At 72.1% G+C, this 22,541-nt stretch carries 21 protein-coding genes and 1 pseudogene; 8 read left to right on the top strand and 14 right to left on the bottom strand.

The annotated features are described in order from the left end of the window. Positions 1-33: 33 nt before the first annotated feature. The 4 genes from HQN59_RS01220 to HQN59_RS26480 form a co-directional block, all read right to left on the bottom strand. The gene (locus HQN59_RS01220; protein ID WP_176065282.1) at positions 34-1,302 is read right to left on the bottom strand and encodes a putative DNA modification/repair radical SAM protein; all 1,269 of its coding nucleotides are present in this window, start codon (positions 1,300-1,302) and stop codon (positions 34-36) included. 78 nt (positions 1,303-1,380) lie between these two features. After that, positions 1,381-1,905: a hypothetical protein gene (locus HQN59_RS01215; RefSeq protein WP_176065280.1), complete on the bottom strand. Its 525-nt coding sequence runs from the start codon at positions 1,903-1,905 to the stop codon at positions 1,381-1,383. Between the two features lie 111 nt (positions 1,906-2,016). Then, positions 2,017-3,210, bottom strand: coding sequence for a nicotinate phosphoribosyltransferase (gene pncB, locus HQN59_RS01210; protein WP_176065279.1), 1,194 nt, complete (start codon positions 3,208-3,210; stop codon positions 2,017-2,019). Between the two features lie 80 nt (positions 3,211-3,290). Beyond that, a complete protein-coding gene (locus HQN59_RS26480; protein ID WP_217703798.1) occupies positions 3,291-3,689 on the bottom strand; it encodes a GFA family protein in 399 nt (132 codons plus the stop codon). Positions 3,690-3,802: 113 nt separating this feature from the next. On the opposite strand from HQN59_RS26480, the gene HQN59_RS01200 reads away from it, so the two are divergent. Further along, positions 3,803-4,672 carry an EamA family transporter gene (locus HQN59_RS01200; RefSeq protein WP_176065277.1) on the top strand — a complete coding sequence of 290 codons (870 nt, stop codon included), beginning with the start codon at positions 3,803-3,805 and terminating at the stop codon, positions 4,670-4,672. A gap of 37 nt (positions 4,673-4,709) precedes the next feature. Here HQN59_RS01200 and pcaG read toward each other — a convergent pair whose 3' ends face one another. The 7 genes and pseudogenes from pcaG to HQN59_RS01165 form a co-directional block, all read right to left on the bottom strand. Beyond that, a complete protein-coding gene (gene pcaG / locus HQN59_RS01195; RefSeq protein ID WP_176065275.1) occupies positions 4,710-5,345 on the bottom strand; it encodes a protocatechuate 3,4-dioxygenase subunit alpha in 636 nt (211 codons plus the stop codon). Positions 5,346-5,446: 101 nt separating this feature from the next. Beyond that, positions 5,447-6,172 (bottom strand): annotated as a pseudogene (gene pcaH / locus HQN59_RS01190) (protocatechuate 3,4-dioxygenase subunit beta); the annotation flags it as partial. Between the two features lie 43 nt (positions 6,173-6,215). Beyond that, positions 6,216-9,323, bottom strand: a complete 3,108-nt coding sequence (locus HQN59_RS01185) for an efflux RND transporter permease subunit (RefSeq protein WP_176065270.1) — start codon at positions 9,321-9,323, stop codon at positions 6,216-6,218. A 10-nt stretch (positions 9,324-9,333) separates the two neighbouring features. Then, entirely contained in the window at positions 9,334-10,506 is a 1,173-nt protein-coding gene (locus HQN59_RS01180) for an efflux RND transporter periplasmic adaptor subunit (protein WP_176065268.1), read from the bottom strand. Then, on the bottom strand, positions 10,503-12,107 hold the full coding sequence (locus HQN59_RS01175; protein ID WP_176065266.1) for an efflux transporter outer membrane subunit: 1,605 nt from the start codon (positions 12,105-12,107) through the stop codon (positions 10,503-10,505). Before HQN59_RS01175 ends, HQN59_RS01180 begins: the two co-directional genes overlap by 4 nt. A 166-nt stretch (positions 12,108-12,273) precedes the next feature. Continuing rightward, on the bottom strand, positions 12,274-13,386 hold the full coding sequence (locus tag HQN59_RS01170; protein ID WP_246294620.1) for an extracellular catalytic domain type 1 short-chain-length polyhydroxyalkanoate depolymerase: 1,113 nt from the start codon (positions 13,384-13,386) through the stop codon (positions 12,274-12,276). 85 nt (positions 13,387-13,471) lie between these two features. Continuing rightward, positions 13,472-13,903 carry a CopG family transcriptional regulator gene (locus tag HQN59_RS01165; protein ID WP_217703797.1) on the bottom strand — a complete coding sequence of 144 codons (432 nt, stop codon included), beginning with the start codon at positions 13,901-13,903 and terminating at the stop codon, positions 13,472-13,474. Between the two features lie 105 nt (positions 13,904-14,008). On the opposite strand from HQN59_RS01165, the gene HQN59_RS01160 reads away from it, so the two are divergent. Further along, positions 14,009-14,290 (top strand): DUF427 domain-containing protein, encoded by a 282-nt coding sequence (locus HQN59_RS01160; RefSeq protein ID WP_176065262.1) that lies wholly within the window; start codon positions 14,009-14,011, stop codon positions 14,288-14,290. 63 nt (positions 14,291-14,353) lie between these two features. On the opposite strand, the gene HQN59_RS01155 is transcribed toward HQN59_RS01160, so the two are convergent. Further along, positions 14,354-15,484: a polyamine ABC transporter substrate-binding protein gene (locus HQN59_RS01155; RefSeq protein ID WP_176065260.1), complete on the bottom strand. Its 1,131-nt coding sequence runs from the start codon at positions 15,482-15,484 to the stop codon at positions 14,354-14,356. Positions 15,485-15,628: 144 nt separating this feature from the next. Between HQN59_RS01155 and HQN59_RS01150 the strand changes: the two genes are divergently transcribed. Further along, positions 15,629-16,342, top strand: coding sequence for a hypothetical protein (locus HQN59_RS01150; protein WP_342451087.1), 714 nt, complete (start codon positions 15,629-15,631; stop codon positions 16,340-16,342). 26 nt (positions 16,343-16,368) lie between these two features. Here the strand turns inward: HQN59_RS01150 and HQN59_RS01145 are convergent, their stop codons facing one another. Together HQN59_RS01145 and gstA are read right to left on the bottom strand one after the other, a co-directional pair. Continuing rightward, the gene (locus HQN59_RS01145) at positions 16,369-16,788 is read right to left on the bottom strand and encodes a hypothetical protein (RefSeq protein WP_176065256.1); all 420 of its coding nucleotides are present in this window, start codon (positions 16,786-16,788) and stop codon (positions 16,369-16,371) included. 10 nt (positions 16,789-16,798) lie between these two features. After that, positions 16,799-17,407 carry a glutathione transferase GstA gene (gene gstA, locus HQN59_RS01140; protein ID WP_176065254.1) on the bottom strand — a complete coding sequence of 203 codons (609 nt, stop codon included), beginning with the start codon at positions 17,405-17,407 and terminating at the stop codon, positions 16,799-16,801. A 139-nt stretch (positions 17,408-17,546) separates the two neighbouring features. Between gstA and HQN59_RS01135 the strand changes: the two genes are divergently transcribed. From HQN59_RS01135 to HQN59_RS01115, 5 genes are all read left to right on the top strand, one after another. Then, positions 17,547-18,437: a pirin family protein gene (locus HQN59_RS01135; RefSeq protein ID WP_176065252.1), complete on the top strand. Its 891-nt coding sequence runs from the start codon at positions 17,547-17,549 to the stop codon at positions 18,435-18,437. A 127-nt stretch (positions 18,438-18,564) separates the two neighbouring features. Further along, entirely contained in the window at positions 18,565-18,933 is a 369-nt protein-coding gene (locus HQN59_RS01130) for a glutaredoxin (RefSeq protein ID WP_176065250.1), read from the top strand. A 4-nt stretch (positions 18,934-18,937) separates the two neighbouring features. Beyond that, positions 18,938-20,440, top strand: coding sequence for an alpha/beta fold hydrolase (locus tag HQN59_RS01125; RefSeq protein WP_342451086.1), 1,503 nt, complete (start codon positions 18,938-18,940; stop codon positions 20,438-20,440). Continuing rightward, complete coding sequence (locus tag HQN59_RS01120; RefSeq protein WP_176065248.1) at positions 20,437-21,207, top strand: ABC transporter ATP-binding protein; 771 nt, start codon at positions 20,437-20,439, stop codon at positions 21,205-21,207. The genes HQN59_RS01125 and HQN59_RS01120 overlap by 4 nt, the downstream gene beginning before the upstream one ends. Beyond that, positions 21,194-22,414 carry an ABC transporter permease gene (locus HQN59_RS01115; protein ID WP_176065246.1) on the top strand — a complete coding sequence of 407 codons (1,221 nt, stop codon included), beginning with the start codon at positions 21,194-21,196 and terminating at the stop codon, positions 22,412-22,414. Before HQN59_RS01120 ends, HQN59_RS01115 begins: the two co-directional genes overlap by 14 nt. The last annotated feature ends 127 nt before the right edge of the window (positions 22,415-22,541 follow it).

Here is a 22,541-nt window from a genome sequence, read left to right as displayed (position 1 = left end):
AGCTTACGTCGATGGCGCCGACGGGGCGCACGCTCAGGCGTCGGCGAACAGCGACGCCTGCTGGGGCGGCGGCGCGATGCGCGCGGCAAGCCGCGCGTCGTCGAGCTCGCGGCCAGGTCGATGGTCGGCGACGACGACGAACGGCAGCACCTTCTTGAGCGGCACGTGCAGCCGCTCGAGGTCGGCGGCGCGCAGCGCGCGCACGCGGCGCGCACGCAGCAGGCGCTCGACCGCCTTGACGCCCAGCCCCGGCACCCGCAGCAGCAGCTCCTTCGGGGCTTGGTTCAGGTCGACCGGGAAACGCTCGCGGTGCGCGAGCGCCCAGGCGAGCTTGGGGTCGACCTCGAGCGCGAGCATGCCCGCTTCGCCCGGAACGATCTCCTCGTGGTCGAAACCGTAGAACCGCATCAGCCAGTCGGCCTGATAGAGCCGGTGCTCGCGCACCAGCGGCGGCGCCTTCAGCGGCAGCGCCCGCGACGCGTCGGGGATCGGGCTGAACGCCGAGTAGTAGACGCGGCGCAGGCGATACGAGCCGTAGAGCGTGGCGCTGGTGCCGAGGATGTCGCGATCGCTCGCCGCGTCGGCACCGACGATCATCTGCGTGCTCTGGCCCGCCGGCGCGAAGCGCGGCGGCCGCGCCCGCCTGGGCGGCATTGCGATCTGAGAGACCACCGGCTGCGGCCTGGCGGCGTCCTTGGCGGCGTCGATGTTGAGCCGCAGGTTGGCCATCGAGCGGCGGATCGAGCCGAAGTCCTTTTCGGGCGCCAGCGTCTCGAGCCCCTGCACCGTTGGAAGCTCGATGTTGATGCTCAGGCGATCGGCGTAGCGGCCGGCCCGCGCCAGCAGGTCGGGCGACGCTTCGGGAATCGTCTTCAGGTGGATGTAGCCGCGGAAGTCGTGCTCCTCGCGCAGCACGCGGGCGACCTCGACCACCTGCTCCATCGTGTAGTCGGCGCTCTGGATGATCCCCGAGCTGAGGAACAGGCCCTCGATGCAGTTGCGCCGGTAGAAATCGAGCGTGAGCGCGACCACCTCGTCGACCGTGAAGCGCGCGCGCGGCACGTTGCTCGTGACGCGGTTGACGCAGTACAGGCAGTCGTAGAGGCAGAAGTTGGTGAGCAGGATCTTCAGCAGCGAAATGCAGCGCCCATCGGGCGCGTAGCTGTGACAGATCCCCGAGCCTTCGGTCGAACCGATGCCTGCGCCGCCGACCGAGTCGCGCTTCGTGGTGCCGCTCGATGCGCACGAGGCGTCGTACTTGGCGGCGTCGGCGAGGATGGCGAGCTTGCGGTCGAGTTCCATGGCGGGCGGGTGGCTGTACGAATATACAGGTGACCACCCGCCGCGGGCGGCGTGGGGTTGCTCGGCCGTGACGCGGTGTCAGGACCGCTCGAAGGTCAGCGAGACGTCGTCGCTTCCCGGTGTCGCGGGAGCGTCGTTGCGGGTCGGCGGGCGCGCCTGGACCTCGTCGGGATCCATGTTGCCGCTGTTGTCGGTCGCTCCGGCCGTCCCGATCGAGCCGCTTCGGCCGGTGGCAGCGCCGTCGAGACCTGCCCCGCCGGGCGTGCTTGCGGCCACGGTCGCTCCGCCGACGGTGCTGCTGCCCGGCGTCTGGCCGGCGGCGGCGTTGCCGCCCTGCGTGCTGCCTGCGATCGTGCCGGGCGCGCTGGTGCCGGCGCGCTCGACGCCGACCGATGCGTGGCTGTCGTTGCCGCCGCTCAGCGTCGACCGACCGGCGTCGGCGCCCGACGAGCCGGACGGCAGGGCCGCGTCGTCGCCGAGGTGCTGTGCGTTCTCGCCGTAGCCGGCGCCGTAGTGGCCGGGTGCCTGGGTGGGCGAAAGCGTCGTCGGCTCGGCCGAGCTGGGCGACGTGGCCGCCGGGGTGCGGGTCGGATCCTGGTTCATGGGGCCTCCTGAGGGATGTGCCAGCGATGAACCCCAGGCTAGGCCGCGCGCATTGCCGTTGATGTCAGCGTGTGGCCCGCGCGCGTGTCGGAGGCGCGGCGGCGCGCGCTCCTACGTCGGAACGTTGAACACCTGGCGCAGGTACGCGAGGAAGGTCTCGTCGTCGCAGAGCAGCTTGCCGGGGCTGTCGGACAGCTTGGCCACCGGCTGGCGGTTCGCGTGCGTCAGCTTCATGACGATGTGCAGCGTCTTGAGCCCGGTGTCGTTGGTGAGGTTGGTGCCGATGCCGAAGCCGACCATCGTGCGGTCGGCGAAATGGCGGTAGAGGTCGAACGACTTCTCGAGGTCGAGGCCGTCCGAGAACGTGAGGCGCTTGGTCTTGGGGTCGACGCGCAGCCGCTCGTAGTGGGCGATCGCCTTCTCGCCCCACCAGAGCGGATCGCCCGAGTCGTGGCGCAGGCCGTCGAAAAGCTTGGCGAAGTAGAGGTCGAAGTCGGCGAGGAAGGCGTCCATGCCGACCACGTCGGTGAGGGCGACGCCGAGGTCGCCGCGGTACTCCTGCACCCAGTCCTCGAGCGCGGCGCGCTGGAAGTCGCGCAGCCTGACGCCGAGCGTCTGATAGGTCTGCAGGTACTCGTGCGCCATCGTGCCGATCGGCACCAGACCGAGGTCGCGCGCGTAGAGCACGTCCGAGGAGCCCTTGAAGAACTGCGGCACCTCGCGCTTCAAGGTCTCGAGCACCTCGCGGTGCCAGGCCTTCGAGAAGCGCCGGCGCACGCCGAAGTCGAAGAACTCGAACGGGTTCAGGCGTTTCGGCTCGCGCTCGAACTCGCGCAGCCGCTCGATCTTGGCGGCCAGGCGCCGGCGACCTTCGGCCCAGGCGGCGTCTTCGTCGAAGCGCCGGAAGTAGAGCTCGTTGACGATCGCGAGCACGTAGATCTCGAACGCCATCACGTGCACCTGCGGCCCGCTGGCGACGATCTCGAGGCCCTTGCCGTCGGGCGCGACGCGCGCCTGGATGAACTCGCGCTGGAACTGGAAGATGCGCAGGAAGTCGACGAAGTCCGAGCGGATGAAGCGCAGGCTGCCGATGTAGGCGAGCTCGTCGGGCCTGTAGCGCAGCGAGCACAAGTGGTCGAGCTCGCGGTCGACCTCGCTCACCAGCTCGGCGAGCGGGTACGCCGGCTGGTTGCGGCAGACGAAGGTGTACTCGGCCTGCGTCTGCGGGTGCCGATGCAGCATGGTCTGCCACATCGTGAACTTGTAGAGGTCCGTGTCGAGCAGACTGGTGATGACGGGTTGCATCGGCGCTTCGCTTGAAGTGGACCGCACGATAGCAGTCCGGCTCGCGCCGACCTCAACGCACGCGCGACCGGCGGGGTCGCTCAGCCGGGCGGCGCTTCGGGGTAGTGGGGGAGGCCGTCCGCGAGCTGCAGCCACGCCGGCTTGCTCGAGGTCCAGATGTGCTCGGTCGGCGTGAAGCGCTCGGGTTCGTCGAGGCTGGCGAGCGTGATGCCGATCCAGCCGCGCACGGCACGCTCGGAGAACAGCGTGCTGCCGCACAGCGTGCAGAAGCCGCGTGCCAGCTCCGGCGACGAGCGAGCCCATCCGATCGGCCCGCCGAGCTCGACCGCAGCGCGCGGCATCAGCACCCGGGCGTTGAAGGTCGCGCCGAGCGCCTTCTGGCAGGAGCGGCAGTGGCATACGCGCACGTTGATCGGCTCGCCGTGGGCGGTATAGCGGCACGCGCCGCACAGACACCCACCCGAGAAAGATGCAGTCACTGAGTCCTCCGTTCGCGTTCGTCGTGGCGAGAATCGCCGGCCGTCGTGTGGCGCCGGCTCGTCCCGGCACTCGCGACCCGACGTCCTTCGCATCTTCAGCCACACGATCGCACATGACACACCGCGCGCCGGTTCACTGGCTGCTGCCGCCGCTCGCGACGATCGCCGCGATGGCGTCGTTCCAGGTCGGCGCGGCGCTCGCCAAGATCCTGTTCCCGGTGGTCGGGCCGCAGGGCTCGGCGACGCTGCGGCTCGGCCTCGGTGCGCTCACGTTGCTGCTGCTGACGCGGCCCTGGCGCCGCTGGCCGAGAGGTGCGCCGCTGCTGCCGCTGGTGGGCCTCGGTTGCTCGATGGCGGGCGTCATCGTGATGTTCTATCTGGCGCTCGAACGTCTGCCGCTCGCGGTCGCGATGGCGCTGCAGTTCCTCGGCCCGCTCACGATCCCGGTCGCCGGTTCGCGCCGCTTCGGCGATCTCGTCTGGGCCGCGCTCGCGGCGGCCGGCGTCTGGCTGCTGGTGCGCGTCGACGCGAGCGCCGCGCGCGGCCTCGATCCGGTGGGCATCGCGTGGGCGCTCGGCGCGGCGGTGGCGTGGGGCAGCTACGTCCTGCTCGGACGCCGGGCCAGCGTCGCGTTCGGCCGCTCGACCGCGGCGCTCTCGCTCAGCGTGGCGGCGTTGCTCGTGCTGCCCGCCGGCGTCTATACCGCAGGATCCGCGCTGCTCGCGCCGGCCCTGCTGCCGCTCGCGCTGCTGATGGCGCTCTTCTCGTCGGCGATCCCGTTCTCGCTCGATTTCTGGGCCCTGCCGCGCATGCCCCCGCGCACCTTCGCCGTGCTGATGAGCCTCGAACCGGCGTTCGGCGTGCTCGCGGGCCTGGTGATCCTCGGCGAGGCGTTGAGCCTGGCGCAGCTCGGCGGCGTCGCCCTCGTCGTGTGCGCTGCCGCGGGCGCGGCGTGGTCGGCAGCGGGCGAACGACCCGGCTGACGCCACCCGCGTGGGTGCGCGGCCGCCGGGGCCGCCCTCAGACGTCGAAGAACACCGTTTCGCGTTCGCCCTGCAGGCGGATGTCGAAACGGTAGACCGCGGGCCCCTCACCGGGCTGGCGCTCGGCGACCAGCGTCGCGCGGCGCTCGACCCACTCGATGACGTTGAGCACCGCGTCCTTGCCGTTGGCCTCGGCCTCGTCGCTGAAGTAGAGCCGCGTGTTGAGGCCGATGTTGATGCCGCGCGCGACCACCCAGACGTTGATGTGCGGCGCCATGAAGCGGCCGTTGCGGCCCTCGACGATGCCCGGCTTGATGGTCTCGAACGTGTAGACGCCGCTCTCGAAGTCGGTGCAGGCGCGGCCCCAGCCGCGGAAGTGCGGGTCGATCTCCTTGCCCGGCTGGCGGTCGCCCGGGTGCGCGTACCTGCCCGCGGCATTGGCCTGCCAGATCTCGATCAGCGCGTCCTTGACGACGCTGCCGATGCCGTCGAACACGCGGCCCTCGATGCGGATGCGCTCGCCGAGCGTCTGCTCGTCGACCAGCACGTTGCCGAAGTTGTTCTCGAAGATGTCGAACCCGGCCTGCGAGGGCGCCAGGCCGATGTGGACGTAGGGCCCGGCGGTCTGCGACGCCGTCTCGCGGCGCACGTGGCTGTCGTGGGCGAGCTTCATCGGGCACCTCCCCGGGTCTCGGTCTGTGCCTTGGCGGCCTTGAGCACCGCGGCGCGCGCGTCGGCGACGGCGGCGAGCCGCTCGTCGGCCGGCGTCTGCTGCACCGCGTTCTCGAACAGCGTCGCGCGCTGCCCGCGCAGCACGATGTCGAAGCGGTAGGCGCGGCTGTCGAGCTGCACGAACGCACCGGTGTCCTGCAGCGCGATGAGGCTGCGCAACTGCTCCTCGCTCGGCGTGCCGCCGAGGATCGGACAGGTGGCGATCAGCGGGTCGCCCTCGAAGTACATCTGCGTGATGAGGCGCTGCACCCAGCCGTCGCCCGAGATCGCGTAGTGGATGTGCGCCGGGCGCCAGTCGTTGACGCGGTTGCGCCACGGGTACGGCCCCGGCTTGATCGTGCGATACGCGTAATAGCCGTTCTCGTCGGTCAGCATGCGCCCGCAGCCGCCGAAGTTGGGGTCGAGCGCGCCGATGTACATGTCCTTCTTGTGGCGGTAGCGCCCGCTCGCGTTGGCCTGCCAGACCTCGACGAGGGCGTTCCTGACCGGCTTGCCGAGCTGGTCGAGCACGTAGCCGTGCACGACGATGCGCTCGCCGACGGGCAGGCCGTCCTTGGCGGCGTTCATGATCAGGTCGTTGTCGAGCGGGCCGAGCTCCTCGGGACGGAACACCGGCGCCGTCACCTCCGAGAGCGACTGCTGGAGCGAGATCAGCGCGAGGCGAGGGCTGCGCATCACGCTGGTCTTGTAGTTCGGGGTGTACGCCGGCGGATGCGACGTGGTGTCGCGCATCAGGAATTCGGCGTCGGGGTAGGGGCTGCGGCCCATGCGGTCTCCTTGGGAGCGCCCCCGGCTGGGGACGCGGGCCATTCTAGGGATGCGCGCCTTCTGCCGCGGGGCCCGTCGGCGGCGCGGGCTTGCGCCGCAGCACCACCCGGCGCAGCCACTGCACCGCATCGTCGACGAAGGTGAAGATCACCGGGATGACCAGCAGGCTGAGGAAGGTCGACGTGACGAGGCCGCCGATCACGACGATCGCCATCGGCGCGCGAAAGCTCGGGTCGACCCCGATGCCGAGCGCGATCGGCAGCATGCCGGCACCCATCGCGATCGTGGTCATGATGATCGGCCGCGCGCGCTTGTGGCAGGCGTCGAGCAGCGCGTCGAAGCGCGCGAGGCCGTGGTCGCGGCGCGCCATGATCGCGTACTCGACCAGCAGGATCGAGTTCTTGGTCGCGATGCCCATCAGCATGATCAGACCGATCATCGACGGCATCGAGAGCGACTCGCCGGTGAGGAACAGCGCCAGGACCGCGCCCGGAACCGCGAGCAGCAGCGCGCCGAGGATGGTGACCGGCTGCACCCACGCGTGGAACAGCAGCACCAGCACGATGTAGATGCACGCCACGCCGGTGAGGATCGCGAGGCCGAAGCTCTCGGCGAGCTCGCGGAACGCCTCGGCGTCGCCGACCTCCTGCCGGATCACGCCCGGCGGCAGCTGCTGCAGGCTCGGCACCGCCTTGGCGGCCTTGCTGACGTCGCCCAGCGGCTGCCCGTTGAGCTCGATCTCGAAATTGACGTTGCGCAGGCGGTCGTAGCGGTCGATCTGCGCCGGGCCGCTCTCGATCGCGAGCGAGGCGACGTTGCCGAGCGGCACCGGGCCGCGCGCGCCCGGCACCGGCAGGCGGCTCAGCAGGTCGAGGTCGGTGCGCGCGTCGGCGGGCAGCCGCACGACGACCGGCACCTGGCGCTGGCTGAGGTTGAGCTTGGCGAGCGCCTGGTCGTAGTCGCCGGCGGTGGCGATGCGCAGCGTGTCGGCGATCGCCGCCGCCGTGACGCCGAGGTCGGCGGCGCGCGCCGAGTCGGGCCGCACGATCAGCTCGGGGCGCACCAGGCTCGCGGTCGAGGTGACGTTGCCGATGCCAGGGATCGTGCGCAGCTCGCGCTCGACTCGCGTCGCATGTGACGCCAGCACGTTGCCGTCCTCGCCCGCGAGCACCAGCACGTACTTCTCGTTCGACCCGCCGAAGCCGACCTTGACGCGCACGCCCGGGAGGTCGGCGAGCGCCTGCCGCAGGTCGGCCTCGATCGCCTGCTTGCTGACGCCGTGGCGCTCCTTGCGGTGCGTGAGGTTGAGCGTGAGCGTCGCCTGCCGCACTTCGGGCAGCCCCGCGCCCGAGAACGGGTCGGCGCCGGTGTTGCCGCCGCCGACCGCGGTGTAGATCAGCTTGACGTGCGGGTTCTTCTCGAGGATGGCGCGCGCCTGCTCGGCCGCCGCCAGGGTCTGCCGGAACGTGCTGCCGGGGGGCAGCGAAAGGCTCACCTGGGTCTGCGAGAGGTCGTCGGGCGGGATGAACGCGGCCGGGACCTTGCCCAGGATCACCGGCAACAGCGCGAGCACCGAGAACGCGAGCGTCACCAGCAGCGTGACCGCGCGATGCGTGAGGCACCAGCGCGCGAGCGCCATGTAGCGCGGCATCCAGCTCGGGTCGGCGTGCGCCTTCTTCGGCGGCTTGAGGATGTAGGCGGCCATCATCGGCGTCAGCATCCGCGCGACGACGAGCGAGAAGAACACCGCGATCGCCGCGGTCCAGCCGAACTGCACGAAGAAGCGGCCGGGAATGCCCGACATGAACGCGGTCGGCAGGAACACCGCGATCAGGGTGAACGAGGTCGCGATCACCGCCAGGCCGATCTCGTCGGCGGCCTCGCGAGCGGCGTCGAGCGGAGACTTCCCCATGCCGAGGTGCCGCATGATGTTCTCGATCTCGACGATCGCGTCGTCGACCAGGATGCCGACCACCAGCGAGAGCGACAGCAGCGTCACGACGTTGACCGAGAACCCCATCAGGTCCATGACCCAGAACGCCGGAATGATCGAGAGCGGCAGCGCGGTCGCGGCGACCAGCGTCGCGCGCCAGTCGCGCAGGAACAGCCACACCACCAGCACCGCGAGCACCGCACCTTCGTACAGCAGCGTCATCGAGCCGTCGTAGTTCTCCTGCACCGGGTCGACGAAGTTGAACGCCTCGGTGACGCTGATGTCGGGGTGCTCGGCCTTGAGCGTCTCGAGGCGCGCGCGCACGCCCGCCGCGACCTCGGTCTCGCCGGCGCCGCGCGAGCGCACGATCTCGAAGCCGACCACGGGCCTGCCGTTCAGCAGCGCGGCGCTGCGCTGCTCGGCGACGGTGTCGGTGACGGTCGCGACCTGATCGAGCCGGACGCGCCGGCCGTCGCTGAGGGCGACCTCCATGCGGCCGAGCTCGTCGGCCGTCTGCACGGTCGCGATGGTGCGCACCGACTGCTCGCTGCCGCCGACGTCGGCCCGTCCGCCCGACGCCTCCTGCTGCACGCTCCTCAGCTGGCGCGAGATGTCGGCAGCGGTCGCGTTGAGGGCGAGCAGCTTGGCGGGGTCGAGTTCGACCCGCACCTCTCGCGTCGCCCCGCCGACCCGTGCGACGGCGCCGACGCCGCGCACCGACAGCATCGCCTTGGTCACCTGGTTGTCGACGAACCACGAGAGCGCCTCGTCGTCCATGCGGCTCGACGCCACCGTGTAGGTGAGGATCGGCGAGCCGGCGAGCTCCTTCTTGGTGATCACCGGGTCGCGCAGGTCGCCCGGCAGGTCGGAGCGCACCCGCTGCACCGCGTCGCGCACGTCGTCGAGCGCTTCCTGCACGGGCTTTTCGAGCACGAACTCGGTCGTGATCGTCGCGGCGCCGTCCTGCACCTTGGTGTAGATGTGCTTGACGCCCTGCAGCGTCGCGATCGAGTTCTCGATCTTGCGGGCGACCTCGGTCTCGAGCTGCGCCGGCGCGGCCCCCGGCAGCAGCGCCGAGACCGTGACCATCGGCAGGTCGATATCGGGGAAGTTCTGGATCTTCATCGCCCGGAAGCTGAAGAGGCCGAGCACCGTCAGCATCACGAACAGCAGCATCGACGGCACCGGGTACCGGATCGACCACGCGGAAACGTTCATCGCGATGTCCTCAGCGGGTGCCAGCCGCGTTCGCGGGCGCGACGGTGCCGGGGCGTGGCGCGGCGCGCGGGGTGGCGGCGCCGGAGGCTGCGGCGGCCGGCCGATCGACCACGCGGACCAGGTCGCCGTCGCCCAGGAACCCGACGCCCGACTCGACGACGCGCACGTTCGGGTCGAGCCCGATCACCTCGATGCGGTCGCCCGCCCGCCGGCCGACCTCGACCTTGGTCTGGCGCACCTTCGATTCGGCGTCGACGCGCCAGACGTAGCTGAAGCCCTCGCGCATCTGCACCGCGCTCTGCGGCAGCGTGAGTGCGTTCGAGCTGCCGACCTCGAACTCGCCGCGCGCGAACATGCCGGCGCGCGCGCTGCCCGGGGCCGGCAGGTCGACGTAGACGAGGCCGTTGCGGGTCTGCGGATCGACCGTGGGCGCGACCACGCGCACGGTGCCCGGGATCGGCGTGCCGCCGGCTGGCGTGATGCTGGCGCGGGTGCCCGGCCTCAGCGTCGCGAGGTCGCTCGCCGGCACCTCGGCGCGCCACTCGAGGCGGCCCTTGCGGATCAGGCGGAACAGCTCCTGGCCGGCCGGCAGCACCGCGCCGACGGTCGCGCTGCGCGCCGAGATGACGCCGTTGTCCGGCGCCAGGACGCGGGTCTGGCCGAGCCGCAGCTGCTGCGCGCGCGCGGCCGCGCGCTGCGCCTCGAGGCGCGCCTTGGCGGTGCGCTCGGCCGTGAGGTACTGGTTGATCACCGACTCGCTGAGCGCGCCGGTCGACTGCAGGCCGCGTGCGCGCTCGGCGTTGGCGGCGGCGTCGGCCGCGGTCGCTTCGGCCTCCACGACGGCGGCGCGGATCTGCGCCACCTGCGCCAGCGTGGTGTCGGCGGCGAAGGTCGCGAGCACCTGCCCCTTCTTGACGACGTCGCCGACGTTGACGTGCACTTCCGCGAGGCGCAGGCCGTTGGCCTCGGTGCCGACGCTGGCCTCCTGCCAGGCCGCGATGTTGCCGTTGGCGGGGATGCGGCGCGCCAGCACGGTGGGCTGCGGCTGGATCAGCGTCACGCTGAGAGCGGGCCGCGGCGCGGCCGCCCGCTTCGGCTCGGCGGCCTGGTTCACCAGCGGCAGCAGCGCGGCGGTGCCGGTCAGCAGCAGCGCGGCGATGCCCGCGCGTCGGCGATCGATCATGGTTGCTCCGGAGAGACGGCAGGGCGCGCGAGCGGCGTCGCGGCGTCGCGGGCGGCGGCATGCGCGGCGGCGTCGCCGAGCCGCGGCGCCTCGGCCGTCCAGCCGCCGCCGAGCGCGCGGTAGAGGGTGATCCAGGCGGCCACGCGCTCGCGGTCGAGCTCGATCAGCGCGTTCTGCGCGGTGAGCGCATTGCGGCGCGCGTCCTCCAGCTCGAAGAGCGAGCCGAAGCCGCTGCGGTAGCGCGCCTCGACCGCGCGAAACGATGCGGCGAAGCCCTCGACCGCGGCGGCCGCCGCAGTGCGCCGCTCGGCGCTCGCCTGCAGCGTGACGAGTGCCGTCTCGGCCTCGCGGATCGCGCGCCGCAGCGTCGCGGCGTAGCTGGCGGTCGCCTCCGCGTAGCGGGCGCGCGCGTCCTCGACGTTGGCGCGCCGGACGCCGGCGTCGAACACCGGGACGCTGACCGACACCGGGCCGAGGGTCCAGGTCGTGCCCGTCACCTCGATGCCGGCGCCGCGCAGCTGGCTCGCGCCGATGCTGCCGGCAAGGCCGAAGCGCGGGTAGCGCAGCGCGTCGGCGCGTCCCACGTCTGCAGCCGCCGCGACCACGTTCTGCGCCGCAGCGAAGACGTCCGGGCGCTGCGCGAGCGCGGTTGCCGGCACGCTCGGCACGTCGAGCGCGGCGGGCGCCGGCAGGCGCGCGGTCGCGCCGGCGAGCTGGTCGCGCAGCTGGGGCTCGGGCAGCGCGGTGAGTTCGACCAGTGCCTTCACGAGCGAATCGCAGCGCTGGCGTTGCTGCGTCGCGTTGCTGCTCGCCTGCGCGGCACCGGCGCGCGCGAGCGCCTCGTTCGCACGCGACTCGAAGCCGGCGTCGGTGCTGAGGCGCGTCAGGCGCGCCGTCTCTGCGCGCGACTGCGCGTCGATGCGGGTCTGCTCGAGCTGGGCCTCGCAGGCGCGCAGCGAAACGTAGGTGTTGGCGGTCTCGGCGGCGACCGCGACCCGGGCGTCGTGCCAGGCCGCTTCTGACGCGGCCAGACGCGCGTCGGCGGCGCTGCGGCCGGCGCGCCCGGCACCGAACACGTCGAGTTCCCAACTCGCCTGCAGGCCGACGGTCGCGCTGGTGCCGAGCGGCAGCGTCAGATCCTGGCGGCCGCGCAGCAGGCTGGCGGTCGCGTCGGCGCTCGGCAGCAGCGCCGCGCCGGCGGCGACCCGGGCTGCGCGTGCCTGCGCGATGCGTGCCTCGGCCGTGGCGAGGCTTGGGCTCGCGCGGTCGGCGGCGCCGAGCAGCGCCGACAGCGCCGGGTCGTCGAACTGCTGCCACCAGCGCGCGAGCGCGCCGACATCGCCGCCGTGCGGCAGCGCGGTCTGCCAGCTCCCGGCGATCGACGCACGGGAAGCCGCGGCGAGGTCCGCCTGCGGCTCCGGCGCGCTGGCGCAGGCGGCGAGCGCGAGCGCGCCCGCCGCGGCGAGCGTGGTGCCGAGCGGTGTTCGACGCCGGCGGTGCGTGCCGGCGCGCGATGGGCCGCTGGCCGGCCGCTCGGGCGGGCGCGCCTTGGCGGCCGCGGCGCTCGAGGCGGCGCCGAGTCGGGGAAGGGACGAGGTCATGGGGTGGCCGTGCGGGAGCGACGTCTCGCGTGCGCGGCAGTTCATCGAAAGTCTACGAGGCGGCGCCCGCCCTTTCGTGACAGGCGCCTGGCGCTGCGCCGACACCGTGGTCGCGCAGCGCCCGGCGTCGGGCCCGACCGAGGAGGTGCGCCCGCGGCCCGGGCTTTCAAGCCGTGAGGCGGCGCCGATGCTCGTCGAAGAAGCGGAAGAACTCGCGCGATGCATCGGGGCCGCGCGGGTCGGTGAACGAGCCGTCGGCGCTGCCGCCCGCCCACGCGTGGCCGGCGCCATGCACCACCCACAGCTCGGCGCGCGAAGCCGTCTCGCCGGCGCGCCGGTACACCGTCCGGGTGAAGCGGCGGCGGGCTCCCGGGCCTGCCGAACCGGCTTCGCTGCGTGCCGCGACGCCGTCGCGAGCGGCGACCGGGCCGAGCAGTGCATCGATCACGCGGTCGGCGTTCACCGGGTGCACCGTGCGGTCGCGGTCGCCGTGGAAAACGATCAGCGGGGCGGCGCCGCCTTCGGCTGCCGCACGCATGGCTCCGCCTTCAGGGGCGCCTTGGCTCATCGCGGCGAACGCCGACGCGACGTCGTGCGCGGCGCCGGGCGGCAGGCCCGAATGGACGCCGGCCGCCGCGAAGACGTCGGGGTACTCGCGGGCGAGGATCGCCGCCATGGCGCCGCCGGCCGACAGCCCGGCGACGTAGACGCGCGACGGGTCGACCGGTTCGGCGCCGATCACCTGATGCGTCATGCCGGCGAGCAGGTCGGGCTCGCCGCGGCCGCGCTGCTGGTCGCCCGGAGCGAACCAGTTCCAGCACTTCGACGCGTTCGAGCGCGGCGCCTGCTCCGGGTAGAGCACGAGAAAGCCGCGCTCGGCGGCGAGCGCGTTCATGCGCGTGCCGGCGGCGAAGTCGTCCGGGTCCTGCTTGCAGCCGTGCAGCATGACGACGAGCGGCGCCGGCCCGACGAGGCCGGCCGGCCGGAACAGCTTGTAGCTGCGCGTGCCGCTGCGGCCTGCGTACGAGCCTCGTTCGAAGGTGCCGGCCGGCGCGCTCGCCGGCTCCGGGGTGACCGTCGGCGGCGCCTCGTGAATGCCCGGGAAGCCGTGCGCGGCGGCGCGCGCGCGCACGTCGGGCGAAGCAGCGGTCCTGCGGCGCCCGCTGTCGCGGTGCGCCGCGCTGCCGAGCGCGTCCTGGATCGTGCGCACCGCGTCGGCGAGGTGGGCACCCCGGGTGAGGCGCGTCGCGCCCAGCATCTTCTTGAGCAAGTGGTTCAAGCGGTCTTTCGGAGTGACGGGGTGGGCTCGGTGCAAGGGGCTAGGGTAAACCCTTGTTGTGACGGCTGCAGCGGACGGCTGCGCGTCAGCGCATGCGGTCCGCGAGCGCGGCGCGCACGGCAGCACTCGCCTGCAGCGACCCCAGCACCGCGATCGACGCGATGGTCGCGCGCGCGAGTTCAGGGCTCACGTCGTCGGCGATGCTGGCGAGGCCGAGCACGCGCACGTCGAGGTGCTCGCCGGCGCGTTGCAGCGCCTCGAGGTCGGCGCGCGTGAAGCGCTGGATGCCGAGCGTGAGCGTCTGCCGAGCCACGGTCTGCCGCACGGCCTCGCCGTGGTGCTGCAGCTGCTGGCGGATCGCGGTGCGGATGAAGTCGGTGCGGTTGGCGTAGAAGCCTTCGCGCACCAAGAGGTCGATCTGGCCGAGGTCGACGAAGCCGAGATTGATCGTGATCTTCTCGCTGTCGGGCGCGGGTGTCGGCTTGATCTCGACGGCATGGCGGGCTGGGCGGGGCATGGCTGCATCGTACTGCACCATCCACTTGGATGGTAAATAACCCTCCCGACAAGTCGACGAGGCCTCGCTAGCATCGGCCGATCTCAACTGTTCCCCGGAGGCCCGATGAAGGCGATCTGGAATGGCACCGTGGTCGCCGAGAGCGACGACACGGTGGTCGTCGAAGGCAATCACTACTTTCCCGACGCGAGCCTGCGGCGCGAGTACGTGACGTTCAGCAACCACCGCTCGAGCTGCCCGTGGAAGGGCCAGGCCCACTACTACAGTCTCATGGTCGACGGCGACCTCAACCAGAACGCCGTCTGGTACTACCCGGAGCCGAGCGAAGCGGCCAAGGAGATCAAGGGCCGCGTCGCGTTCTGGAAGGGCGTGCAGGTCACCGAATGACGAAGGGCCGCGTGACGCGGCCCTTGCTTGGCGGCGAATGCCGGGTGCAGGCCCGGCGCTGGCCTACTTTCCGGCCTTGAAGTTCGTGAAGATGCGGGTCTGCACCCGGCGGATCGCCTGCGGCACGGCGTCCGGCGGCGTCATGCGCGCCTTGTCCTCGGCCGACAGGAAGATCGTCTTGTTCTGCGCCACGTCCTTGCTGACGAACTTCAGCGAGGCGGCGTTCGGGTTGGCATAGAAGACCTTGTTGGTCAGCGACGCCGCGACCTCGGGACGCAGGATGTAGTTGATGAAGAGGTGCGCGTTCTCGACATTCTTGGCGTCCTTCGGAATCGCCATGGTGTCGAAGAACAGCGTCGCACCGCCCTTCGGGATCAGCGCCTCGATGGCCGCCGGCTGCTTCGGCGCGGCCTGCAGCGCGCGCGCGCGGGCGATGTTGATGTCGCCCGAAAAGCCCATCACCGCGCAGAGCTGGCCCCCGGCAAGGTCGTTGATGTAGCCCGACGACGAGAAGCGCGTCACGTAGGGGCGCACCTGCTGCAGCATCTTCGCGGCGGCGTCGTAGTCGCCCGCGTTCTGGCTGTACGGGGGCTTGCCGACGTACATCATCGCGACCGGCAGCACCTCGGATGCCGAGTCGAGGAAGTTGACGCCGCAGGTCTTGAGCCGGCTCGCGTATTTCGGGTCGAAGATCAGGCTCCACGCGTTGTCGGGCATCGGCAGCGCGGGCGCCGCGGCGAGCGCGGCCTTCACCTTCGGCACGTTGATGCCGACCGTCACGTAGCCCCACATCCAGTCGACGAGGTACTGGTTGCCCGGATCCACGGTCGCCAGCTGCTTGAGCAGCGTCGGGTCGAGGTTGCCCCAGTTGGTGAGCTTGGAGCGGTCGAGCTTCTGCAGGAGGCCCGCCTCGATCTGCTGCTTGGCGAAGTGCGCACCGGGAACGACGATGTCGTAGCCGGTCTGCCCCGCGACCAGCTTGGCGTGCAGGATCTCGTTGGTGTCGTAGTTGTCGTAGTTGACCTTGACGCCGGTTTCCTTCTCGAAATTCCGGATCGTGTCTTCGGCGATGTAGTCGGACCAGTTGTAGACGTTCAGCACCTTCGGCTCGGCCGCGCTCGCGGCGCCCGTGGCGAGCGCGGCAGCAACGACGGCGGCAGAGGCGACCACGACGGTCCTGAGGATCGAAGGCATCTCGGCGGTCTCCAGGCAGGCAAAGCCGGCTATCGTAGCGGCGCGTTCGCAGCGACCGGCCGCCGCGGGATTTCGCTGCGACGCATGCCGGTGCGGCGTTCCGCCACGTGGCGCAACCCTCTCGTTCCAAGTCCCATGCACGCCGTGCAGATCACCGTCGTCCACCGGCGCCGCCTTCGCGAGGTGTACCGCTCGGCGGGCTGGCCGAGCCAGGACGGCGTCGAGATCGAGCTGCTCGCCGCGGGCCTGCTGGCGCGCGAGCGCGGGCCGCTCGGCCACGAGACGCTGCGCGTCACCGACGCCGGCATCGCGGTGCTCGCCGAGACGCTGCAGAAGAACCGTGCCGCGCGCAGCCCGCACGAGGATCTCGTCGAGGCGGTCGCCGAGGCGATGACGCGCGCCGGCCGGCTCGCGTGGCGGGGCCTCGCGGTGCGCGCCAAGGTCGCGACCGGCTGGGCGATGGCGATGCCCGACGTCTTTTCGATCCGCCACACCAGCGTCGAGGCGTACGTCGAACCCGTCGTCCACGAGATCAAGGTGCAGCGCGGCGACCTGCTCGCCGACCTGCGACGGCCGACCAAGCGCGAGGCCTATCTGCAGATCGGCGGCGAGTGCTGGTACGTGATCCGCCGCGGCATCGCGGAGCCCGACGAGGTGCCGCCGGAGTGCGGCGTGATGGTTGCCGACGTGGCCGGACACGACGCGCTGCCGGTGCGGCTCGAGGTCGCGCGCGCCGCGCCGAAGCGGCCGATGCGCGTCGCGTTCCCGACCTGGATGGCGCTGGCTCGTGCGACGCCGATCGCCGGCTGGCGGCTCGACGATGCGCAGCCGGGGCTGGCGCCCATCGACACTTCCTGACGCGGAGCGCAGCCCGCCGACCGGCCTCAGCGCCCGCGGCGCCGCGCCCCCAGCCGCACCTCGTATCGCACGCCCTTCTCGAGGTCGGCGAACCCGAGCGTCGTGCCGTCCCACCGGTAGGGCGCGCTGAACGCGTCGACCTGCGTCATGCCCTGGGTCAGCGTGAGGTCGAGCTCGTCGGGGGCGAACTGGATGCGGTAGACGAAGTCGTACACCTCGACTCGCACCCGCCCGGCGTCGACCTCGACCGCGGCGTCGCTGCATTGCAGCGCGTCGCCGCGCGCCGGGGCCGGCCCGGCGCTGCAGAAGCGCGCGGCGTAGGCGCCGTCGGCAGGCATATTGGTCCGACCTTTCGCCACGGTGTCGGCAGCGCCGCCGCTGCTCGCGGCGTGTCCCACGGCGCTGCCGAGCAGCGCGGCGAGCGCGATCGCGGAGCGGAGGCGCACGACGCGCGGCTTACTTGAGGAAGCCTTCGGTGGTGAGCGCCGCCTTCACCGACGGGCGCTCGGCAACGCGATCGCGGAACGCGCGCAGGTTGGCGAAGCCGCTGATGTCGATGTTCTTGGCCACCGCCCAGCCGGAGACGACGAAGAGGTACGCGTCGGCGACGCTGAAGCGTTCGGCTAGCAGGTAGAGGCGCCCTTCGAGCTCGCGGTCGACGTAGCCCAGGCGCTTGAGAAGGCGCTCCTGTGCGGTCGCCTTGGTGGCCTCGGGCGTGGCCGGGTTGAAGAGCGGCGAGAAGGTCTTGTGCAGCTCGCTCGACACGAAGCTGAGCCACTGCTGCAGCCGATAGCGCTCGAACTCGCCGTTCGGCGGCGCCAGTCGACGGTCGGGTACCTGGTCGGCGATGTACTGCATGATCGCCGCCACTTCGGTGAGCTTGCGGCCGTCGTCGAGCTCGAGCAGCGGCACGTAGCCGTTCGGGTTGATCGTGTAGTAGTCGGTGCCGTCGGCGAGCTGGTGCGTCTTGGTGCTGGCCAGCACCGGCTCGAACGGAAGGCCCGCCTCGTGCAGGACGATGTGCACGGACTGCGAGCACGCGCCGGGGCTGTAGTAGAGCTTCATCGGATCTCCTCGGGTGAATGGATCCCGTGATTAGAACGCGCCGGCCGGCGCGGCCGGTGCGCGGCGCCGCCGGCACCCGCCAAGGCGGCGGCTTGGGATCGACGCCGCGGCCCCCATCTTCGCGCGAAGGAGTCCTGCCATGCCCGATGCCACCCTCGCCCCTGTCACCCGCTCGCGCCGTGTCGAGCAGCTCGTCCGCGGGCAGCCGACGTCCGACGGCGCCGGCGTCAAGCTGACGCGCGTGCTGACGCAACCGCTGCAGCGTCGCCTCGACCCGTTCCTGATGCTCGACGCGTTCGGCAGCGATGCCGCAACCGACTACATCGGCGGCTTTCCGGATCACCCGCATCGCGGCTTCGAAACCGTGACGATCATGCTCGAGGGCCGCATGCGGCATCACGACAGCGTCGGCAATGTCGGCCTGCTCGAGCCGGGCAGCGTGCAGTGGATGACCGCGGGCCGCGGCATCGTCCACTCGGAGATGCCCGAGCAGGAGTCCGGCCGCATGGCGGGCTTCCAGCTGTGGGTCAACCTCGCCGCGCGCGACAAGATGACGGCGCCGCAGTACCGCGACGTGCCGCCTGCGGGCGTGCCGAAGGTCGAGCTCGACGGCGGCATCGAGGTGCGCGTGATTGCCGGCCGCTTCGGCGGCGTCGCCGGCGCGGTCGAGCGGCCGACGACCGAGCCGCTCGTCCTTGACGTCACGCTGCCGGCGGGTCAGGCGCTCGACGTGCCGCTGCCGGCCGGCCACAACGCGTTCGCGTACGTGTTCGGCGCGGCGGTCGACATCGGCCGCGATGCGGCGCCGACACGGGTGGAGCGCGAGCGGATGGCGATCCTCGCCAACGACGGCGCCGACGGCGTGCGGCTGCGCGCGGCCGCCGGCGACGAGCCGGGCCGCGTACTGCTGGTCGCCGGCAAGCCGCTCGGTGAGCCGATCGCCCAGCTCGGCCCGTTCGTGATGAACACGCAGGCCGAACTGCGCCAGGCGGTGCACGACTTCCAGAGCGGCGTCCTGGCGACGTCCTGAGCGTGCCCGGAGGGCGGTGCGGCGTCCGCACCCCGCACGCCCTTCTCGTGCTGGCGAGCGCCGCGGCTGCTGGTGTATGGTCGCTGCGGCTGTCCGACCCTGGACGCGGCCCATAACCGGAGCTCAGATGCCGCGCACGATCCTCGACGAAAGCCGCCTGCACCCGGCGATCCGCGACAGCGTCGCCAACCACCACGCCGACATAGTGCACAACGTGCAGGCGGCGGCCGCGTCGAACCCGGTGCTGGTCGTCGGCATGGCGCAGAACCCGGTGGTCAAGAAGGCGCGCCGCATCCTCGACGGTGCGGGCGTGTCGTACCAGTACCTCGAGTTCGGCAGCTACCTCGGCCAGTGGCGGCGCCGCAATGCGCTGAAGATGTGGACCGGCTGGCCTACCTTCCCGATGGTGTTCGTGAAGGGCGTGCTGATCGGCGGCGCGGCCGAGCTCGACGCGCTGGTACAGAGCGGCGAGCTCAACCGCACGCTCGGCGAATAGCCGGGTGCGACGCGGCGTGGCGCGGCACGGCACGATGCTGCGGCGCAGCCTGGTCGCCGCGCTGCTCGTCGCGGGTTTGGCACCTTCGCTTGCCATCGAGTCGGAGGGCGCCCTGCAGCCCTGCCGCGTCGGGGGTGTCGTTCACGAGCTGCGTTGCGGCACGCTGACGCGGCCGCTCGACCCGGCGAATCTGAGCGGCGCCACGATCGAGATCGGTTACGTGGTCGCGCCCGCGGTTGCGCGCCAGAAGCTCGCCGACCCGGTGTTCGTGCTGGCCGGCGGCCCCGGGCAGAGCGCGGTGTCGGTCGCACCGACCATGCTCGCGCTGCTCTCGCGCACCCGCAACCGGCGCGACATCGTGTTCGTCGACCAGCGCGGCACCGGCCGCTCGGCGCCGCTCGACTGCGAGGATCCGACGCAGGAAACGCTCGCCGAGCAGTCGGAGCCCGACCGCCAGCTGCAGCAGGTGCTCGCCTGCAAGGCGCGGCTGCTGAAGCGCCGGTACCTGCCGAACGAGGCGGCACTCGGCTTCTTCACCACCGCGGTTGCCGTGCAGGACCTCGACGCCGTGCGCCAGGCGCTCGGCGCGCCGCGCGTCAACCTGGTCGGCGCGTCGTATGGAACGCGGGTCGCGCTCGAGTACGCACGCCAGTTCCCGACGAGCTTGCGCCGCGCGGTGCTCGACGGCGTCGCGCCGCCCGACATGGCGCTGCCGGCGAGCTACTCGACCGACGGGCAGGCGGCGTTCGACGCCCTCCTCGCTGCGTGTGCCGACGAGCCGACTTGCGCCACGGCCTACCCCACGCTGCGCGCCGACTGGCGCACCCTGCTCGGCAGCCTGCCCAGGAAGGTCAGCGCCGCGCACCCGCTTACCGGCGCGGTCGAAACGTTCACGCTCACGCGCGCGATGGTGCTGGCAGCGGTGCGCGCACCGCTCTACGTGCCGTCGCTCGCAGCCGGCTTGCCGGCGGCCATCGCCGACGCCGCGCAGGGCCGCTACGAGGGCCTGTTCGGGCTGCAGGCGATGCTGCAGGCGCGCCCGGCCAACCGTGTCGCGCTCGGCATGCATCTCTCGGTGGTCTGCGCCGAGGACCTGCCGCGCCTCACGCAGTCGAGCGACCGCCCGGGTGCCGAGTTCGGCCGCGACGACGCGCGCCTCTATGCCCGCCTGTGCTCGGTGTGGCCTCGTGGTGCGGTGCCGAAAGGCTTCGATGCGATCTCCCGCACCCGCGCGCCGATGCTGCTGCTGAGCGGCGGGCTCGACCCGGCGACGCCGCCGCGCCACGGTGCGCGTGTCGCGGCGCTGCTCGGTGGCAAGGCGCGCCACGTGGTGGTCCCGAATGCCGGCCACGGGGTGATGGCGGTCGGCTGCATGCGCGACGTCGTGCAGCGGTTCATCGACGCCGTCGACGACGCGGCGGCGCTCGCGGTCGACGCCGACTGCGCGGCGGCCATCCCGCGCCCGCCGGCGTTCCGTCCGCTGCGCAGCGGAGCGGCTCCGGGATGATCGAGGTCCAGCGGCTCGCCAAGTCGTTCGCCGCGAGCGGGCGCTGGTGGCAGCCTGCGGCCCGGCCGGTGCGCGCCGTCGCCGACATCGGCTTCACCGCGCATGCCGGACAGATCACCGGTCTGCTCGGCGCGAATGGCGCCGGCAAGACGACGACCGTTCGCATCCTCGCCGGCCTCGTGACGCCCGACTCGGGCCGCCTGCTCGTCGACGGCATCGACGTGGTCGCCGACCCGCGCGCCGTGCTGGCGCGCGTCGGCGTGCTCTCCGACTCGCGCGGGCTCTACCCGCGCCTGACGGCGCGCGAGAACATCGTCTATCACGCGCACCTGCACGGCATGAGACGCGACGCGGCGAACGCGCGCGCCGAGCTGCTCGCGGACCGCTTCGAGCTGACGCGGGTGCTCGACCGCGCGACGGCGGGCTTCAGCCAGGGCGAGCGGATGAAGACCGCGCTCGCCCGCGCGTTGGTTCACGACCCGCCGAACCTCGTGCTCGACGAGCCGACCAACGGCCTCGACGTGCTCGCGACACGAAGCTTGCGCGAGACGCTGCGCTGGTTGCGCAGCCCGGACGGGGGCGCCAAGTGCATCGTGGTGTCGACGCACATCATGCAGGAGGTCGAGCGGCTCTGCGATCAGGTGGTGGTGGTCGCGGCCGGCTGCACCGTCGCCTCCGGGAGCGTCGACGAGCTGCTGCGTCGCGCCGGCCAGACCGACTTCGAGGAGGCTTTCGTGAAGCTCGCGTTCCCCCATGCCCGCCGCTGATCCGGCGTCGAACTCCATCGAAGCGGTGCCCCGCGTCGGCCGTTGGCGGACCGCGTGGGTGGTGTTCGCAAAGGAGATCGTCGACGCCCTGCGCGACCGCCGCACCTTGCTGACGGTGCTGCTCTCGACGGTGCTGATGGGGCCGCTGGTGCTGCTCGCGACGTCCGCGTTGGTCAGCTCCCTCGAAGGCGCGGCCGAGCGGCGCGAGGTCTTCGTCGCCGGCATCGAGCACGCGCCGACGCTGCGCAACTACCTCGAACGCCAGACCTACGCCGTGAAGCCGCCCCCTGCCGACTACGAGCGCCAGCTGCGCGACGCCAGCTTCGGCGCGCCGGTGGTCGTGGTGCCCGAAGGCTTCGAGGCGGCACTCGCCCGCGGCGAGGCGCCGGTGGTCGAGGTCGTCTCCGACAGCTCGAACCGGCGCTCGAGCGCGGCGAGCGGCCGCGTCGAAGCCCTGCTTGCCGGCTTCGCGCGCGAGCGTGCGTCGATCGCCGTCGCCCTGCGCGGCGTCGCCCTGCAGCTGCTCGAGCCGGTGCGCGTCGAGCCACACGACCTCGCGAGCGCGTCGAGCCGCGGCGCACAGTTCACGATGCTGCTGCCCTTCTTCGTGATCGTCGCGGTGCTCTACGGCGCGATGACCGCGGCGATCGACACCACCGCCGGCGAGCGCGAGCGCGGCTCGCTCGAGCCGCTGCTGACCAACCCCGGCGCGCGCGGTGCGCTCGTCGTCGGCAAGTGGGCCGCGGTCGCCACGGTCAGCCTGTTGATCGCGGTGCTCAGCTGCCTCAGCTTCGTGCCCGGGCAGGCGCTGTTGCGCAGCGAGACGCTCGCCGCGCTGTTCCGCTACGACTGGCGCGAGGCGCTGGCTTTCGTCGGCATCCTGCTGCCGCTGATCGGCGCGCTGTCGGCGCTGCTGATGGCGGTCGCCATCCGCTGTCGCACGGTGAAGGAAGCACAGGCCAGCGCGACCGTGGTGCTGCTCGTCGTGCAGCTGCTGCCGCTGGTCAGCGTGTTCGAGCTCGGCGCCGACGAGCCGTGGCACCTCGCGGTGCCCGCGCTCGCCCAAAGCGTTCTGATGAACCGGGTGCTGCGCGGCGAGGCGATCGACCCGATGCAGCTCGCGCTGCCGGTCGGCGTCGCCGTCGTGGTCGGCGCGGCGTCGATCGCGTACGTCGCCCGGGCCTTGCGGCGGGCCGCGCTCGACTGAGCGTTCGTGCGCGGCGGCGAGTCCGCTGCCCGGGTGGGGGCGGCGTGGCGTCGCCCTCGTGCGGAGCGCACGCACGGTGCGGCGCCCAAGCCCTTGTGCGCCTCCGGCAGCGCCCTGCTCCCTACAA

Source organism: Rhizobacter koreensis, assembly GCF_013366375.1.
In the GTDB taxonomy this organism is placed as follows: domain Bacteria; phylum Pseudomonadota; class Gammaproteobacteria; order Burkholderiales; family Burkholderiaceae_C; genus Schlegelella_A; species Schlegelella_A koreensis.
This window is presented reverse-complemented; position numbering and strand designations above follow the sequence as displayed.

Bases quoted from the DNA above. Each gene is read 5' to 3' on its own strand.
- HQN59_RS01220 (WP_176065282.1), bottom strand. From the start codon at position 1,302: ATGGAACTCGACCGCAAGCTCGCCATCCTCGCCGACGCCGCCAAGTAC.
- HQN59_RS01215 (WP_176065280.1), bottom strand. From the start codon at position 1,905: ATGAACCAGGATCCGACCCGCACCCCGGCGGCCACGTCGCCCAGCTCG.
- pncB (WP_176065279.1), bottom strand. From the start codon at position 3,210: ATGCAACCCGTCATCACCAGTCTGCTCGACACGGACCTCTACAAGTTC.
- HQN59_RS01200 (WP_176065277.1), top strand. From the start codon at position 3,803: ATGACACACCGCGCGCCGGTTCACTGGCTGCTGCCGCCGCTCGCGACG.
- pcaG (WP_176065275.1), bottom strand. From the start codon at position 5,345: ATGAAGCTCGCCCACGACAGCCACGTGCGCCGCGAGACGGCGTCGCAG.
- HQN59_RS01185 (WP_176065270.1), bottom strand. From the start codon at position 9,323: ATGAACGTTTCCGCGTGGTCGATCCGGTACCCGGTGCCGTCGATGCTG.
- HQN59_RS01180 (WP_176065268.1), bottom strand. From the start codon at position 10,506: ATGATCGATCGCCGACGCGCGGGCATCGCCGCGCTGCTGCTGACCGGC.
- HQN59_RS01175 (WP_176065266.1), bottom strand. From the start codon at position 12,107: ATGACCTCGTCCCTTCCCCGACTCGGCGCCGCCTCGAGCGCCGCGGCC.
- HQN59_RS01165 (WP_217703797.1), bottom strand. From the start codon at position 13,903: ATGCCCCGCCCAGCCCGCCATGCCGTCGAGATCAAGCCGACACCCGCG.
- HQN59_RS01160 (WP_176065262.1), top strand. From the start codon at position 14,009: ATGAAGGCGATCTGGAATGGCACCGTGGTCGCCGAGAGCGACGACACG.
- HQN59_RS01155 (WP_176065260.1), bottom strand. From the start codon at position 15,484: ATGCCTTCGATCCTCAGGACCGTCGTGGTCGCCTCTGCCGCCGTCGTT.
- gstA (WP_176065254.1), bottom strand. From the start codon at position 17,407: ATGAAGCTCTACTACAGCCCCGGCGCGTGCTCGCAGTCCGTGCACATC.
- HQN59_RS01135 (WP_176065252.1), top strand. From the start codon at position 17,547: ATGCCCGATGCCACCCTCGCCCCTGTCACCCGCTCGCGCCGTGTCGAG.
- HQN59_RS01130 (WP_176065250.1), top strand. From the start codon at position 18,565: ATGCCGCGCACGATCCTCGACGAAAGCCGCCTGCACCCGGCGATCCGC.
- HQN59_RS01120 (WP_176065248.1), top strand. From the start codon at position 20,437: ATGATCGAGGTCCAGCGGCTCGCCAAGTCGTTCGCCGCGAGCGGGCGC.
- HQN59_RS01115 (WP_176065246.1), top strand. From the start codon at position 21,194: ATGCCCGCCGCTGATCCGGCGTCGAACTCCATCGAAGCGGTGCCCCGC.